Origin of the sequence: Microcella indica (assembly GCF_013414345.1) — a bacterium.
Lineage (GTDB): Bacteria > Actinomycetota > Actinomycetes > Actinomycetales > Microbacteriaceae > Microcella > Microcella indica.
In genome coordinates, this window is sequence record NZ_CP058670.1 from 1631584 (window position 1) to 1646999 (window position 15416).

The window sequence follows — 15416 nt, forward strand, 5'->3', positions numbered from 1 at the left end:
CGGTGCGGGGGCGGCCTTCGCGCAAGAAGTTCGCGGTGTCTCTCGACTAGCGGCGCAGACCCAGTCGTTCGATCAGCGAGCGGTAGCGCTCGATGTCGACATCCTGCAGGTAGCCCAGCAGGCGGCGGCGCTGGCCAACGAGCAGCAGCAGGCCACGACGTGAGTGGTGGTCGTGCTTGTGCTCCTTGAGGTGCTCCGTGAGGTCCTTGATGCGACGCGTGAGCATCGCCACCTGGACCTCGGGGGACCCAGTGTCACCGGGGTGGGTTGCGTACTCGTCGATGATCGCCTTCTTGACGTCTGCTTCGAGTGCCATAGATGGGATCCCCTTCCTGCTCGTTGCGCGGCGCCCTGGGCGGGATGCCCGAGCTCTCTTTGTCCGCGGCCGTTGGACGGCAACCTTCAGATACTACCAGTCACCCGGCGCGGCGAGATCGGCGCGGCACCGTCTCCGGCAACGGTGCGCTAGCAGGAGGACAGGTTGCGCACTCCGTTGGTCAGCACCGCTGTGCCCCCGAGCAACCAGATCTTCTCGACGTTCATCGTCGCGAACAGGTCGAGCACGTCCTCGGGAACGCAGTTCCTCGGCACCGTGAAGAGCGGGGCCGAACCCGGCTGGGCGCTGGCGAGGGGTGCGCCGGCGAGGGCGTCGGCGAACCCCGTGCCCACGGCGAAGAACGCGTTCGCGTCGTCGCCGACATCCTGCGTGACGAACACCTCCTCGTTGATGATGAGCGAGGTCGCATAGCGATCGGTGCCCCCGAGACGCGTGACGTTCTCAACGGAGTCGATTCCCTCCAGCGACGCCTTCACTCCGTTCGACACGACAGCCGTGCCGCCCGCGATGTAGACGTCCGTCACGCCCAGCCCGCTCGAGCCGATGAGCGAACGAGTCGCCGACGGCGCCGATGACGCCGTGCCGTCGACGAGGATGACCGGGGCCGACTTCTTCGCCGCCGCAGCGGTCGCCGCGAGGGCGTCGGGGAAGTTCGCGCCGGTCGCGATGAAGGCGTTCTCTGCACTCGGGAACGCGTCCTCGACGAGCAGGCGCGATGTCTCGTACCGGTTCGCACCGCCGATGCGCACGACCGTGTCGACGACCGCGTCGATCGCCGACTTCACCGAGTTGGAGACGACCGCGGTGCCGCCCGCGATGATCACGGTCTCGGGCTGCAGGCGGATGAGCTCGTTGCGCACTGCCGTGGGCAGACTGCCGCCCTCGGTGAGGAGGAGGGGTGCGTTGCGATGAGCGGCAGCGGGGCCGGCGCTCAGCGCATCCGGGTAGTTCGCGCCGTTCGCGACATACACGTAGCTTCCCTCGGCGCCGCCGAACGAGTCGAACTGCTGCGAGACGGCGACGGCCGTCTCGTAGCGGTTCGCGCCGGCGAGCCGCTGGTTCGTCACGGGCCCCAGGGTGCTCAGCGTCACCGTCGGAAGAGCGAAGGTCTCACCCGGGCCGACGGTGATGTCAACGGCATCCTCAGCACTGAAGACGTCGTCGTAGTACTCGTCTCGGTAGCTGTTGGGCCCGTCGGGCCGCTGATCGACGAACCGCACGCGGTAGGTGCCTGCCGGCACCGAGTAGCTGTCGACGAAAGTCGGGGTGTCCCAGGTTCGTCCGCCGCCGCCGGCGTAGCCGGTGTACACGCCCGCGTCGTAGCCGTAGATGTACACCTGAAGGGTCGCATCGCTCTGACCGTTCTCGCCGACCACGTTCACGGAGATGGTCGCCTCCGCCTCGAGCTCGGCATCGACCTGAAGTGCCTCGCTCTCCGCGAGATCGAACGTGGTCGCCGAGGCGAAGGAGTTGCCGCTCGGGTACCACTCCGACTGGTAGTCCGACAGCGGAGGAAGAGCACCCGTATAGATGAAGAGCTTGTAGGTGCCGGCATCGAGGTCGGGGATCGAGTACGCGCCCGAAGAATCGGTCGTGTCTGACCCGACCAGGGTGAGGGGGGCGGTCGGAAGGTACAGCTGGACGGCCACGCCCTCGAGCGGTGTGCCGGAGCCCGCGGCCGTGACCGTGCCCGAAATGCTCGCCGTGCCCGCGGCATGCGCTGCCGCCGGGGCGATGATCAGGCTGCCCAGCACTCCGGCCAGTACCGCGAGAGGAAGGAAACGTCGTCGAAGAGGTCGTGTCTGAGTCATGGGGGCTCCCGCGTCGGCTTGGCTAGTCCATCTCCTCCTATCGAACATAATCCACCGCATTCTCGTGCACCAGAGGCCAATACCGACGAGAATCGACTCATGCTGCTGCCCGCGATCATCCTCATCACCCTCGCCCTCGTGCTCTACTCGGTCGGCGTGTGGGCCGAACGCGCGCAGAAGGTGCTCAAGCCCTGGCACGCGGTGTTCTTCGGCCTGGGCCTCGCCGCGGACGCGAGCGGCACCTACCTCATGAGCCTCATCGCCGAGAGTAATCGCGAGGCGGGCGTCGAGCCGGGCATCCTCACCCAGATCATGGCCGTCAGCGGAGTCATCGCCCTCGTGCTCATGGCCGTGCACTTCGTCTGGGCGATCGTCGTGCTCGTGCGCGATCGGGAGGCCGAGAAGCACCGCTTCCACCGGTTCTCCGTCGTCGTGTGGGCGATCTGGCTCGTGCCGTACCTGACGGGCGCGATCGGCTCGAGCCTCGGCTGAGGAGGGATTCCGTGACGACGGCACCCCTCGCCTACCGCGTGAGCGCCCGCGCCAACGCCGCTTCGGCCAGCGTGCACGCCGCTGGCGACGAGCTGCCCCTCGACACCCGATGGCAACCCGCGGAGCCGAGCGGTCACCCCGGGCCCGCCGAGCTGCTTGCGAGCGCCTTCGCGGCGTGCCTGCTCAAGAACGTCGCCCGCTCGAGCGCACTGCTGCCATTCGCCTACGAGAGCGTGGAGGCCACGGTCGTGATGCATCGGCAGGATGCTCCGCCGCGGTTCACCGCCCTCGAGTACGCCCTGCACCTGGTCACGAGCGAGCCCGCGCACCGCGTCGAGCTGCTGCACCGCAACCTGCAGAAGTTCGGAACGGTGTACAACACCCTCGCCGCCGTGTGCGAGGTCACCGGAACCGTGACAAGCAGCCCGCCCGCCTAGTGCGCCGGTAGCCTGGGCCGCGTGACTGCGCCCCCGCCGAGTGAGCCGTGACGGCCGCACTGCCGCTCGTCGTGGACGTGCTGCTCCTCCTCGCTCTCGTGGCCGCCGTCGTGCGCGGTGCGCGCGCCGGCTTCGTCTTCACGCTCGGCTCGACGATCGGCGCGATCGTGGGCGCCGTCGCGGCCGTCGTGCTCGTGCCCGTGCTCGCAGCCTGGGTGCCCGACCCGCAGTGGCGCATCGCCGCCGTCTTCGCCGCCATCGCGCTCCTCGTGATCGGAGGCCTGAGCCTCGGCGAGGCGATCGGCCACCACTGGAAACGGCGCGTGCGCAAGCGGCTGCGAGCGGTCGACCGGGTCGTCGGCGCGGTCGCGGGCGGTGCGGTCGGCGTGCTCGTCGTGAGTCTGCTCGGCTCGACCGTCACCGCACTCGGCATTCCCCTCGTCTCGCCCGCCGTCGCGAGCTCGACCGTGCTCAGCACGATCGAGCGGTACACACCCGACCCGCTCGCGCGAGCGCTCGGGCAGGTGCGCGGGCTCGTCGTGAGCGAGGGCATCCCGCGCATCGCCGACGCCCTCGGCGCACTCGACTCCGGCCCGCCGCCGACCATCGATGGCGGGAGCCCGGCCCTCACGGAGGCCGCGCAGTCCGTCGGACGGGTGACCGGCGCCGCCTACGCGTGCGGGCAGACGCAGTCGGGCAGCGCCTTCGTGATCGCCGACGACCGACTGCTCACCAACGCCCACGTCGTCGCGGGCGTCACCGAGCCGACGGTCGAGCTGCCCGGCGTCGGGGGCGTCGCGGGGCGCATCGTGTACTTCGACGCCCAGCAGGACGTGGCCGTGATCGCCATCGACGGGCTCAGCACGGCGCCCCTCGCGCTCGGGGAGACCCTGCCCGATGGCACCGTCGCCGTGCAGGGCTACCCCTTCGGCGGCCCCTTCGCCTCGACGGGGGCGGAGATCGTCGACGTGAGCACGATCGAGGCATCCAGCATCGACGGCGGCTCGCGCGCGGCGCGCGAGTCGTACACGCTCGCCGCCGACGTCAACCCGGGCAACTCGGGCGGGCCCGTGCTCGACCTCGACGGCCGCGTCATCGGCATGGTCTACGCGCGCTCCGCCACGCGCGACGACATCGGCTACGCGCACACCATGGCGGAGCTCGATGACGTCATCGCCGCGGCGCCGCAGCTGACCGACGCGGTCGGCTCCGGGCGCTGCACGACCCGATAGGCAGGCCGCGACGGCGCACCGCGCTCAGGGGACGAGGACGATCTTGCCGCGCAGGTGCCCCGACTCGAGCCGCGTGAAGGCCTCGCGCACCTCGACGAGCGGGTAGCGTGCCGCGATCGGCACCTCCACCTCCCCCGAGCCGACAAGGGCGACGAGCGCCCGCAGGGTCGGAGCGTGCACGGCCCCGCGACCCACGCGGCGCACGCCGAAGGGCTCGGGATCGGTCGCGATCGTGTTGATGCGCTCGGGCGGCACGCCGAGCTCGAGCGCCGCGCGGATCGTCTCAGGGCCGTGCTGGTCGAACACGGCCGTGATGCCGTCGGCAGCAGCATCCCGCAGCCTCTCGGCCAGCCCCTCGCCGTACAGGACCGGCACGACGCCGCGCTCGGCGAGCCACGCGTGATTGCTCTCGCTCGCCGTGCCGATGACGCGCAGGCCCCGGGCGACCGCGAGCTGGCACAGGATGCCGCCCACTCCCCCCGCCGCCGCGGAGACGACGATCGTGTCGCCCTCGGCGAGGGTCTGCGACTCGAGCGCGTCCCACGCCGTCTGGCCGGCGAGCGCGAGACCGCCCGCGACCTCGAGGTGCACGTCGTCGGGCACCGGGGCGATCGCCTCGACCGGTGCCAGCACCAGGTCGCACGCCGCCCCGCTCGGAATCGAGCCGAAGACACGGTCCCCCACGGCGATGTCGCTCACGTCGCCCCCCACCGACTCCACGACTCCGGAGAACTCGCGCCCGACTGTCGTGGGCAACGACGCTGCGACGTGCGACGTGCCCCGCCGGATCTTGTAGTCGACCGGGTTGAGGCCCGCGGCCGCGAGCCGGATGCGCACCTCGCCCTCCCCGGGAGCCGCGACCGTGATCGTCTCGACGTTGATCACCTCGGGGCCGCCGACCGAGTGGTAGCGAGCGGCCCGGGCGGGCACAGGCTCGGAGGTCGACGAGTCGGCGGTCGGTGCGTCAGTGCGAGAACTCATGCTCTCCACTGTAGGCACACCTCGTGCGCGACATCGGGACCTTCGCCCCTACCCCTGCGGCGCCCGCCGGTCTGAGATAGGGGAATCGGTACACGCAACGACGGGAGGGCGATCATGGTCATGGGATTCGGGGAGATCAGCGAGCTCGATACCGAGGACTGCTGGCAGATTCTCAGCGCGACCGAGCTCGGGCGCATCGCCGCGAGCGCGGGCGACTCGATCGACATCTTCCCCGTCAACTTCGCGGTCGACGGTCACGCCATCGTGTTCCGCACCGCTCCCGGCACGAAGCTGCTCGAGCTCGCGATCAACGACCGGGTGGCCTTCGAGGTCGACGGGCACGACGAGGCCACAGCGTGGAGCGTCGTCGTCAAGGGCCGTGCCGAGCGCGTCGAGCGGCAGAGCGACATGGATGCCGCCGAGGAGCTCGGGCTCACGCCGTGGATTCCGACCCTCAAGTACCGCTGGGTGCGCATCGAGCCCACCGAGGTGACGGGCCGACGTTTCGCGCGCGGGCCGGAGCCCGAGCGGTTCTGACGACCGTCAGGCGCCGAGAGGGCCGCGCACGATCGAATCGCCCGAGTGCGTCGGGTCGCCGTCGAGCGGCTCCAGGCTGACGTCGACGATCGAGAAGCGCTCGAGATCGACCGAGTCGGGTACGACGAACTCGCCCTCACTGCCTTCGAGGAGCCCGAGGCTGATGAGCCCGTCGACCGCTTCCGTGAGCAACCAGACCTCGCGCACCCCGTCGCCTGTCGCGCTGGTCTCGAGGGAGACACGCAGAACGCGCTCCCCCGACGCGGTCTGCGCGAGCTCGGCCGACCCCGTCGAATCGGTCCACTGGGGCAGGGCCTCGAGCTCAGCGCTCGCGAGCAGCTGCTCGCCGAGGCGCGGTGACGCGGCGTTCCAGGTGAGCACGGCACCGACGATGAGCGCGGCGGCCGCGGCGACGCCGATGAGTGGGGCGACGACGCGGCGTGCGCGCGACGAGCGGCGCTCGCGCGCATCGGCGAGCGACAGCACGGGCGGCGACGCAGAGGGAGCGACCTCGGCAGACAGGCCCAGTTCGCGCTGGATGCCCTGCCACACACGCGCGGGCGGCTCCTGCAGCTCTGCCTCACCGAGGGACGAGCGAGCCACCGTGACGGTCTCCTGGAGCTCGGCGACCTCGTGGCGGCACGCGGCGCACGCCTCTAGGTGGGCGCGCTCGGACGCGCTCGTGGACTGCTCGCCGAGCGCGAGCAGGGCCGCGGTCTCCGGGTCAAGATGCCTCATGGCTCACCTCCAGTCGTCCTCTCAGTCTCACCAGACTGCGTCTGATGTGCGATTTCACCGTTCCGATCGGCATCTGCAGCCGTTCGGCGATCTGCGTGTGGGTCAGATCGTCGAAGAACGCCAGATGCACGACGGCTCGCGCCGTCGGTTCGAGCTTCGCCATCTCGTCCGCGATGAGGAGACGGTCGGCGAGGTCGTCGTCCGACGCCGGTGCGACCTCCTCGCGCGTGATGGCGGTGACCTCGGCCGTGATGGTGCGCTCCCGGCCTCGTGACGCGTGCATGTCGGCGATCGTGTGCCGCGTGATGCCGACGAGCCAGGCCCCGAGGGCCGAACGATCGGGGTCGTAGCGATGCCGCCCCTGCCACGCGGCCACGAAGACCTTCTGCGTGACGTCCTCGGCATCCGTCGCGTCGCCGAGCGACCGCACCCCGAGCGAGTACACGAGGGATGCCCAGCGCGAGTACATCTCGGCGAGCGCCTTCTCATCGCCGGCCGCGAAGCGTCGGGCGAGTTCGACTGCGGCCTCGTCCGTCGTCGTCACCGCGGTGTACCGCCTCTGGTCGTCCTGCCGGGTCGGGGCCGGCTCGCTCGTGCGGGCCATCGTAGCCTGCGCGGCTGTCATGAGACCCGCTCCGCCGTCACGATGTAGTTGTCGAGGTACTGCCCCGCCCCCCGCCAGTCGTACTCGCCGCCGCAGGTGACGAGCACCAGGTGCGGATCGCCCGTCGCGGTGAACACGCGGTCGAGGGGAACCTCGTCCTTGTCGATGCGCTCGACCGAGACGACGCGGTAATCGTGGACCGTGCCGGCATCGTCCGTCACCGAGATTGCCATTCCCTCTCGGGACTCGCGGAGACCTGCGAACGGCCCGACTCCCTCGGGCAGGGAGTCGACGTGCGCCGCAATCACGGTCGCGCCCATGCGGCTGTCGGGTGCGGACCCGTAGGCGTACCACCCGGCGACGAACGGACTGTCGGGGAGCGACATGGTGCCATCGCTCTCGATGCCGTGGGCCTCAACGCGCATGTCGATGCCGAGGTCGGGCATCCGCACTCGCGCCGGCGGAGTCGTCTTCTGCTGCAGGAGCTCCAGGGTGGACACGGTCTCGACGTCGGTGAGCACGATCGTGGTCTCGCGCGCGGAGACGCCCCGCTCCCGGACTTCTGAGGATCCGAGAGCGGAGCATCCGGAGAGAAGCAGAAGGCTGGCCATGGTGAACCCGATCGTCTGGGCCAGCCCCCTGCTTCGGCTCATGGTCGGCACAGCTCCTTAGCGCTGGGCCGACACGGTCTGGCGACGCACGAGGATGCCCGCGGCGACGAGGACCATCAGGAGGAGCGCGGCTCCACCAGCGGCCCAGCCGAAGCCGGCACCGGCGCCCTCGTCGACGAGACCCGCGTTACCGGCGGGAACGCCGTCGGGGGTCGTGAGACCACCGATGGTGAACACGACGGCCGAGAAGGCGTCGCTGTCGGGTCCGAAGGCGTGCACGAGGATGTTCGTGCCGGCAGGGAGGACGACGTCACCGAGATCGATAGCGTCGGTCGCACCCTCGGGGCCAGCGGTGACAGCCGGGTAGGTGGCTGCGGCGACGTCGAGGACAGCCTCGTCGGGGTTCGCGAGCGGGCCGGCGAGCTCGGTGCCGTCGGAGAAGATGTTCACCGCGCCGACGTTTGCCGTGTGGCGGACGGTGATGAGACCGTTGCCGGCCTCGCTCGTCGTCAGCTGGTTCTCGAAGACCGACACGGTGAAGTCACCGGCAGGCTCGGTCGGGTGCGCCACAACGGTGTACGACGTGCCGGCGGCGAGGGTGAGGTCGTCGTTGAACAGCTCCGAGTCGTCGGCGGTGTTCGTGATCACGACGTTGTAGTCGCCCGGTGCGAGGCCGCCGAGGGCGTCGACGCCCACGTTGGGGCTCGCGAGACCGGGGCCTGCCGCGACGCCGGGGCCGACGTCGTCGAGCGTGATGGCGCCCGAGGCGATGGTGATGTCGACCGTCGCGCCCGGGAAGGCGTGGACGATGTACACGTCGGCCGTGTCATCGGTCACGGCGTTCGCCGGGGCCGCAAGGCCGACGGTGGCGAGGGTGGCTGCACCCAGGCCAGCGAGAATTCGATTGCGCATGGTTCCTCCTTGATCTGTGCCTCGCGCCGGAACGACCCGGCGAGGCTGTCGGCGGAAGTGCCTTCACTCATCACTTCCCCAGGAGGACCCCGAACGGATGCGCTTCAACCTGGCAACCCGCTGAGAACGTGCGCTCAGGTGAGGATCGCGCGCTCAGGTGAGGATCGCGGAGTACCGCACGAGGGTGACGCCCAGACCCACGATCCACAGCACGAGGTTCACGGCTCCCGTCGCGAGACCCGCGACCGCGAAGGGGCGACCCGTCATTGCACCGCTCCGGGTCTGACGCAGACCACGACGCCCGAGCACACCGCACAGCGCGAGCAGCACGGCGTTGGCGAGGAAGAGCAGGGTCAGCGTGGTGAGGAACGGCGCCCACGCGCCCTCGGGCCGCCCCGCGTTGATCGCCTCCACCGCCTGGACGCCGAACCGGGAGGCGAGCGCATTGCCCCCGACGGAGACGAGGAGCGGCGCCACGCCCGCGAGGAGCGAGCCGACGGCTGCCCGGCTGAGGGGGGCGGCAGCGGGCACGGGAGCCGGTATGCGCGCGGGAATCGCCGTCTCGCGTGCCGCGAGCGAGGAGACGGCGGGCGCCGGCGCGGCAGGGCTCGCGGCAGTGACAGGGCTCGCGGCAGTGACGGGGCTCGCGGGCGGCGCAGCACTCGCCGGGGCGGCAGGGCTCGCCGGCATGCTCGGCGCCGCCGCAACCTCGAGCACGGGAGGAGGGGGCGCATCCTCGACGAACTCGATCTCGGGGCGCGGGGCGACAGCCGTGCCGCAACGCGTGCAGAACCGCGCGCCGTCGCGCAGGGGGCTCGCGCAGGCGATGCACGTATCCATGCCTGCCCCCTGCTCCCCCGTGTCGACCCGGTGTCGGCGCTCCCGAGCATGCGATGCTCCCTGTCGGTCAGGCTAGCAACGCACTGCCCCTTGACGACCGTCCCCAAGAGGGGGACGATGATGCGTAGATCAACTCGCCGCCCAGGCGCGCCGGAGGCATCGCCCCGCCACTGGGCGGCGAGTCTGTTAACCGCGGTCTCGCCGTGCCAGCATGAGCGCATGGATCGCACGATCGACTACCTGCCGCTCTTCACCCCGGTAGAGCGGCACGAGGTGCAGGACTACCGTCGACGCACCCTCGCCGAGCGCGACCAGAGCGCGGCGGTCATCCAGACCGTCCTGCGGGTTGTCGTGATCGGTGTAGTGGTGATCGTGACGGCGGGCGTCATCGGCCCGTTCCTCGCACTCTCGATCGGCAGCGTGCTCTCGGGAGACCCCGTCGGCGTGGCCGGGCTGGCCGTACCCCTCATCATCCTGGGCGGTGTCGGCATCGCCGCCTGGCGTCTCGTGCGCGGCGCCGCGCCGCAGTAGGAGCAGCGCTTGCGCATGCACCGCTTCGCCGAGGCGAACGGGCTCGTCTACGAGATGGCGAGCCCGGCGCCGAACTATCCGGGCGCGATCTTCGATCAGGGGCGCTCCCGTCGCGAGAGCGACCACTTCCGCACGGCCGACGGCCGCTTCCTCGACTTCGGCAACTACCGCTACGTGACGGGCAGCGGCAAGAACAGCACGACGCACCACTGGGGATTCCTGGCCCTGCATCTCGACCGGGCGCTGCCCCACATGCTTCTGGACTCCCGGGCCAACAACGGGATGTTCGGCGCGAGCAACCTGCCCACGAGCTTCCGCCGCGACCAGGTGCTGTCGCTCGAGGGGGACTTCGATCGCTCCTTCACGCTGTACTGCCCGCGCGAGTACGAGCGCGATGCGCTCTACGTCTTCACGCCCGACCTCATGGCGTTCCTCATCGACGAGGCGGCGCCCTACGACGTGGAGATCGTCGATCGCTGGCTGTTCGTCTACGCGGCGCGACCTTTCCCCCTCGCCGACGCGCACACCTACCAGCGCCTGCTGCGCATCGTCGACACGGTCGGCCGCAAGACGCTCTCGCAGACGGACCGCTACCGCGACGAGCGCGTGGGCGACTTCGCGCTCAATGTTGTGGCCCGACCGGGGCGCCGCCTGCGCGCGGGTGTTCCCCTCGCGACGGTCATCATCGGCGTGATCGTCGCCGCGCTCTGGGGCTTCTCGTTCTTCGGCGGTCTGCTCGGCGGATGATCAGGCCCCGCGAGTCGGCGCCGTGCCGCCCTCGCGCAGCGCGTGGCGCGAGCGCGCGAGAGCTGCGAGGAGCGCCGCTTCATCGGCTCGAGCCCCGATCGCATCGCGGTCGCCGAGGATGCGCTGCCGCGCGTAGGCCAAGCGCGTCGCGTCGCGGATGAACGCCGCCATGAGCGCCGCCACCCCATGCCGCTGCGCCCACGCCTTCGCCTGCCGACGCCCCGCGGAGCTCGCGATCATCGCCACCTCCTGCGGGTGCAGCCAACCGACCGCGGCGTACTCGGCGAGCCGCTCCTCGGTGAGCCGCTTCTCCTGCCCGCGCAGCATGACGACGATGCCGACCCCGATGAGGAAGAGCGGCACCTGCACGAGGAGGTAGTAGCCGTAGAAGTCGCCGACGAAGAACAGGGCGCCGTTCCAGAAGGCGTGCAGGAGCACGGCCGGGATGAGGCCGAGCACGAAGTACCCGAGCACCCCGAACGCGCCCGTGCGCCGTGCGGCGACGCCGAGGGCGGCACCGAGGCACGCTGAGAACATGACGTGCGCGAACGGTGACATGAGCCCGCGCACGACGAAGGTCTCCACGGTCATCGCGGTCGAGCCGTCGAGGAGCGACTGCCCGAAGTAGAGGATGTTCTCGGTGAAGGCGAACCCGCCGCCCACGCACGCCGCGTACACGATGCCGTCGACAGGCCCGTCGAAGTGCCGCCGCACCGCCCAGAAGAGGATGAGCACGCCGAGGCCCTTGCCGACCTCCTCGACGATGGGTGCCTGCACGGCGGCGCCGAAGAAGTCGAAGCCGGGCCCGGGGCCGCCGACCGCCGCGACCGCGTTCTGAATCTCTGCGTCGACGGCGAGAGCGATGAGCACGCTGGCTCCCGCGCCCCACAGGAAGGCGAAGGCGAGCGCAGTGCGCGGCTCCGGCTCCCAACGGTCGATCCACCGGATGCCGAGCAGGACGATGGCGAGCGGCACGAGCGCGAGCAGACCGCCGACGACCGCGCCCGCTGTGCCGAGCGCGATGATCAGGTAGGCGAGCACGACCAGCAGCACGAGAGCGAGTGCGATGAACCCGAGAACAGCGAGCACGACCAGGAACGGATTCGTACGCCGCGGGGCGACGGCGAAGCCGGGCTGCGCGACGCTCGCCGCCTCCGTTCGCACCGACTCGGGTGCGCGCGAGACCTCGGGGGCGGGCGCTCGCCCCTGCCCGGTCGCGGTGTAGTCGGGCAGTCGACGAGACTCGGTCATGTGCGCCACTGTAGCCGTGCACATGACTCTCGACCGGTCGACAGTCGTGTCCGATTCCCGCTGGTGCGCGGCCAGCGCACCTGCCACGCTGGCACCGTGCCCTCCCTCGACCACGACCGCTGCTATCGAGTTCTCGCCGCGCGCGACGCACGATTCGACGGGCAGTTCATCGCCGGTGTGCACTCGACGGGAATCTACTGCCGGCCCAGCTGCCCCGCGATGACGCCTCGTGAGCACAACGTGCGCTTCTACCCGACGGCGGCCGCTGCGCACGAGGCCGGTCTGCGGGCCTGCAAGCGCTGCCAGCCCGACGCGACCCCCGGCAACCCGCAGTGGAACCTGCGCGACGATCTCGTGGGGCGCGCGATGCGGCTCATCCTCGACGGCGTGATCGAGCGTGATGGCGTCCCAGGCCTCGCCGCGCACCTCGGCTACAGCCCGCGCCATCTCACGCGCGTCATGACGGCGGAGCTCGGCGCCGGCCCGCTCGCTCTCGCCCGCGCGCACCGCGCCGAGACGGCCCGCACGCTGCTCGCCGGCACCGATCTGCCCGCCGCCCAGGTGGCGTTCGCGAGCGGGTTCCGCAGCATCCGGCAGTTCAACGACACCGTGCGGGAGGTCTACGACCTGACCCCGAGCGCGCTGCGCTCCCTCGCACGCCGGGAGTCCCGCCCCGCGACAGAGGCGGGTGACGGCACCGGCACGACCGTCACGCTGCGCCTCGCCGCTCGCGCACCCTTCGACGGCACTGGTGCTCTGAGCTACCTCGCCGACCACGCGGTGCCGGGGGTCGAGCGGGTCACCGACGACGGCATCGAGCGCTGGGTGCGCCTGCCCGGCGGTCTCGCCCACGTGCACGTGCGTCTCGACGTCGAGCGCCCCGGCGTGCGCTGCACGGCGACGCTCGCTTCGCTCCAGGATGTCGGGCCGCTCACCGCGCGCGTGCGCCGCTGGTTCGATCTGGACGCCGACGCGACCGCGATCGACGAGTCTCTGGCTCGGGATGCCCTGCTCGCGCCCCTCGTCGCCGCCGTGCCGGGCATCCGTCTCCCGGGAGGGCTCGACCCTGCCGAGACCCTGCTGCGCACGATGGTCGGCCAGCAGATCTCCCTCGCCGCCGCGCGCACGGTGCTCGGGCGGATCGCCGCCGAGGTCGCCGCGCTCGACGGCCATCCCGCCGCCGATGGCGCACTGCTGCCCTTCCCGACGGCCGCGCAGCTCGCCGAGCACGGCGCCCACGTGCTGCGCGGCCCAGCACCGCGCGTGCGGTCGGTCATCGCCGTGAGCCAGGCGCTCACGACGGGCGATCTCGTGCTCGACGTCGGGCTCTCCGCGAGCGAGCTGCGCGCACGGCTGCTCGCGCAGCCCGGCATCGGGCCGTGGACGGCCGACTACGTGACCATGCGCGTGCTGGGCGCGCCGGACATCCTGCTCGCGAGCGATCTCGTGCTGCTCGCCGCGCTGCGCCGACGCGGGCTCGCGGCCACGCCGAGCGAGGCCGCGGCGCTCGGCGAGCGCTGGGCCCCCTGGCGCAGCTACGCGACGCTGCACCTGTGGCGCGCCCGGTAGGTCGGGTGGCGCGCGGCGCGAGGGCCGAGCACAATGGTGCGCACGCCGGCCCCGGCGTCTCGAGGAGCACCCCACCCGAGCGGGAGGACAGCATGGACCGCGAGTACGAGCCGAACAGCGACGACGAGCGCGAGGTCGATCTCGACGCGAGCGAGGAGACTCTGCCGCCGCCGACGATCGATCCGGACGAGCGCGTCGAGCGCCCGGAGGTCGAGCCAGACGAGCGGCCGGTCGACGAGGACGACCGGCCGGCCTGAGCGGACCGCCGCGCCTCAGTCTTCGGGAGGCACCATGGGCAGCGCGATCGCGCCCGTCGCCGGCACGACGCCGCTGAGCCGTTCGGGCGACAGGACCTTCGCGATCTCGGCCTCGGTCATGAGCCCGCGCTCGATGACGAGCTGCCGCACCGGCACGTCGGAGCTGAGCGCCTCGTACGCGAGTGCCGCCGAGCGCTGGTAGCCGATGTACGGCGTGAGAGCGGTGACGACCCCGACGCTCGACTCGACCATGCTCGAGAGCCTCTCCTTGTTCGCCGTGATGCCGTCCACGCAGTTGAGACGCAGCGTGCGGCACGCGTTCGTCATCCAGGCGAGCGACTGCAGGATGCTCGAGGCGATGACCGGCTCGAAGGCGTTGAGCTGCAGCTGCCCGCCCTCCGCCGCCGCGGTCACGGTCGCGTCGGCGCCGATGATCGAGAACGCGACCTGGTTGACGACCTCGGGGATGACCGGGTTGACCTTGCCCGGCATGATCGACGAGCCCGCCTGGCGGTGCGGCAGCGAGATCTCACCGAAGCCCGCCTGGGGCCCGCTCGAGAGCAGGCGCAGGTCGTTGCAGATCTTCGAGAGCTTCACCGCGGCGCGCTTGAGCGTGCCCGACACGGTCATGAAGACGCCCGTGTCGCTCGTGGCCTCGATGAGGTCCGGCGCCGTGACCATCGTGTAGCCGCTGATCTCGCTCAGGTGACGCCGAACCGACTCGGCGTAGCGCGGGTCGGCCGTGATGCCCGTGCCGATGGCCGTGGCACCCATGTTGATCTCGTTGAGCCAGGGGATGATCTCGCCGAGCCGCTCCTGATCTTCGCCGAGGGTCGTCGCGAAGCCCCGGAACTCCTGCCCCAGGGTCATGGGCACGGCGTCCTGGAGCTGCGTGCGGCCGACCTTGAGGATCGAGGCGAACTCCTGCCCCTTGGCCGTGAAGGACTCGATGAGCAGCCGGTGCTCGTCGAGCAGGCTGCGCAGGCTGAACACCATGGCGAGCTTGATCGCCGTCGGGTAGACGTCGTTCGTCGACTGGCTGCGGTTGACGTGGTCGATCGGGTGGAAGCTGTCGTAGTCGCCCTTCGGCAGCCCCATGAGCTCGAGGCACCGGTTGGCGATGATCTCGTTCGCGCACATGTTGGTGCTCGTGCCCGCCCCGCCCTGCAGCACGCCGAGCACGAACTGGTCGTGGAGGTCGCCCTCGATGATCTCCTGGCACACCTGGTCGATGAGGTCGGCGCGCTCGGGCCTCAGAACACCGAGCTCCTTGTTCGCGCGCGCCGCCGCCTGCTTGACCATCGCGAGGGCGATGACGAGGTTGGGGTGGTTGGAGAGCGCTCGGCGCGTGATGGGGAAGTTCGTGAGAGCCCGGGCAGTGTGGATGCCCCAGTACGCGTCAGCGGGAATCGGCATCTCGCCGAGAGAGTCGTGCTCGACGCGCATCTCGCGCGGAGCATCCTCGTCCTCGTCCAGCCCGGGTCGGTAGACGGGCTCTCCGTTGTCGCTCGTCATGAAGCTGGGGCCGG

General features: G+C 70.8%; 18 protein-coding genes. 8 read left to right on the forward strand and 10 right to left on the reverse strand.

Features of this window, described 5'->3' with window-relative positions:
* Window positions 1-46: 46 nt before the first annotated feature.
* Both rpsO and HUJ41_RS07985 read right to left on the reverse strand, forming a co-directional pair.
* Window positions 47-316 (reverse strand): 30S ribosomal protein S15, encoded by a 270-nt coding sequence (gene rpsO / locus HUJ41_RS07980; protein WP_179872113.1) that lies wholly within the window; start codon window positions 314-316, stop codon window positions 47-49.
* 149 nt (window positions 317-465) lie between these two features.
* Complete coding sequence (locus HUJ41_RS07985; protein ID WP_179872114.1) at window positions 466-2148, reverse strand: cell wall-binding repeat-containing protein; 1683 nt, start codon at window positions 2146-2148, stop codon at window positions 466-468.
* Between the two features lie 99 nt (window positions 2149-2247).
* Here HUJ41_RS07985 and HUJ41_RS07990 point away from each other — a divergent pair, with 99 nt between their 5' ends.
* Genes HUJ41_RS07990 through HUJ41_RS08000 form a run of 3 tightly spaced genes read left to right on the forward strand, consistent with a single transcriptional unit; the run spans window position 2248 to window position 4309 of the window.
* Window positions 2248-2640, forward strand: a complete 393-nt coding sequence (locus HUJ41_RS07990; protein ID WP_179872115.1) for an HsmA family protein — start codon at window positions 2248-2250, stop codon at window positions 2638-2640.
* A gap of 11 nt (window positions 2641-2651) precedes the next feature.
* On the forward strand, window positions 2652-3077 hold the full coding sequence (locus tag HUJ41_RS07995) for an OsmC family protein (protein WP_179872116.1): 426 nt from the start codon (window positions 2652-2654) through the stop codon (window positions 3075-3077).
* Window positions 3078-3124: 47 nt separating this feature from the next.
* A complete protein-coding gene (locus tag HUJ41_RS08000; protein WP_179872117.1) occupies window positions 3125-4309 on the forward strand; it encodes a MarP family serine protease in 1185 nt (394 codons plus the stop codon).
* 24 nt (window positions 4310-4333) lie between these two features.
* Here HUJ41_RS08000 and HUJ41_RS08005 read toward each other — a convergent pair whose 3' ends face one another.
* Window positions 4334-5290 carry an NADP-dependent oxidoreductase gene (locus HUJ41_RS08005; RefSeq protein WP_179872118.1) on the reverse strand — a complete coding sequence of 319 codons (957 nt, stop codon included), beginning with the start codon at window positions 5288-5290 and terminating at the stop codon, window positions 4334-4336.
* Window positions 5291-5410: 120 nt separating this feature from the next.
* Here HUJ41_RS08005 and HUJ41_RS08010 point away from each other — a divergent pair, with 120 nt between their 5' ends.
* Complete coding sequence (locus HUJ41_RS08010) at window positions 5411-5827, forward strand: pyridoxamine 5'-phosphate oxidase family protein (protein WP_179873936.1); 417 nt, start codon at window positions 5411-5413, stop codon at window positions 5825-5827.
* A gap of 6 nt (window positions 5828-5833) precedes the next feature.
* Here the strand turns inward: HUJ41_RS08010 and HUJ41_RS08015 are convergent, their stop codons facing one another.
* From HUJ41_RS08015 to HUJ41_RS08035, 5 genes are all read right to left on the reverse strand, one after another.
* Window positions 5834-6565, reverse strand: coding sequence for an anti-sigma factor (locus HUJ41_RS08015; protein WP_179872119.1), 732 nt, complete (start codon window positions 6563-6565; stop codon window positions 5834-5836).
* Window positions 6552-7190, reverse strand: a complete 639-nt coding sequence (locus tag HUJ41_RS08020; RefSeq protein ID WP_224744412.1) for an RNA polymerase sigma factor — start codon at window positions 7188-7190, stop codon at window positions 6552-6554. Before HUJ41_RS08020 ends, HUJ41_RS08015 begins: the two co-directional genes overlap by 14 nt.
* Window positions 7187-7822, reverse strand: coding sequence for a class F sortase (locus HUJ41_RS08025; protein ID WP_179872120.1), 636 nt, complete (start codon window positions 7820-7822; stop codon window positions 7187-7189). Before HUJ41_RS08025 ends, HUJ41_RS08020 begins: the two co-directional genes overlap by 4 nt.
* A gap of 15 nt (window positions 7823-7837) precedes the next feature.
* On the reverse strand, window positions 7838-8692 hold the full coding sequence (locus HUJ41_RS08030) for a DUF4397 domain-containing protein (protein ID WP_179872121.1): 855 nt from the start codon (window positions 8690-8692) through the stop codon (window positions 7838-7840).
* A gap of 153 nt (window positions 8693-8845) precedes the next feature.
* On the reverse strand, window positions 8846-9532 hold the full coding sequence (locus HUJ41_RS08035; protein ID WP_179872122.1) for a zinc ribbon domain-containing protein: 687 nt from the start codon (window positions 9530-9532) through the stop codon (window positions 8846-8848).
* Between the two features lie 219 nt (window positions 9533-9751).
* On the opposite strand from HUJ41_RS08035, the gene HUJ41_RS12660 reads away from it, so the two are divergent.
* Both HUJ41_RS12660 and HUJ41_RS08040 read left to right on the forward strand, forming a co-directional pair.
* Entirely contained in the window at window positions 9752-10063 is a 312-nt protein-coding gene (locus HUJ41_RS12660; protein ID WP_218925591.1) for a hypothetical protein, read from the forward strand.
* Between the two features lie 9 nt (window positions 10064-10072).
* A complete protein-coding gene (locus tag HUJ41_RS08040) occupies window positions 10073-10810 on the forward strand; it encodes a hypothetical protein (protein WP_218925592.1) in 738 nt (245 codons plus the stop codon).
* Here HUJ41_RS08040 and HUJ41_RS08045 read toward each other — a convergent pair whose 3' ends face one another.
* Complete coding sequence (locus HUJ41_RS08045) at window positions 10811-12061, reverse strand: PrsW family intramembrane metalloprotease (protein ID WP_179872123.1); 1251 nt, start codon at window positions 12059-12061, stop codon at window positions 10811-10813. It abuts the gene before it with no gap.
* Window positions 12062-12157: 96 nt separating this feature from the next.
* On the opposite strand from HUJ41_RS08045, the gene HUJ41_RS08050 reads away from it, so the two are divergent.
* The gene (locus HUJ41_RS08050; protein ID WP_179872124.1) at window positions 12158-13630 is read left to right on the forward strand and encodes an AlkA N-terminal domain-containing protein; all 1473 of its coding nucleotides are present in this window, start codon (window positions 12158-12160) and stop codon (window positions 13628-13630) included.
* Window positions 13631-13722: 92 nt separating this feature from the next.
* Window positions 13723-13887, forward strand: a complete 165-nt coding sequence (locus tag HUJ41_RS08055; RefSeq protein ID WP_179872125.1) for a hypothetical protein — start codon at window positions 13723-13725, stop codon at window positions 13885-13887.
* Between the two features lie 15 nt (window positions 13888-13902).
* On the opposite strand, the gene HUJ41_RS08060 is transcribed toward HUJ41_RS08055, so the two are convergent.
* Entirely contained in the window at window positions 13903-15333 is a 1431-nt protein-coding gene (locus HUJ41_RS08060; protein WP_179873938.1) for an aspartate ammonia-lyase, read from the reverse strand.
* Between the last annotated feature and the right edge of the window lie 83 nt (window positions 15334-15416).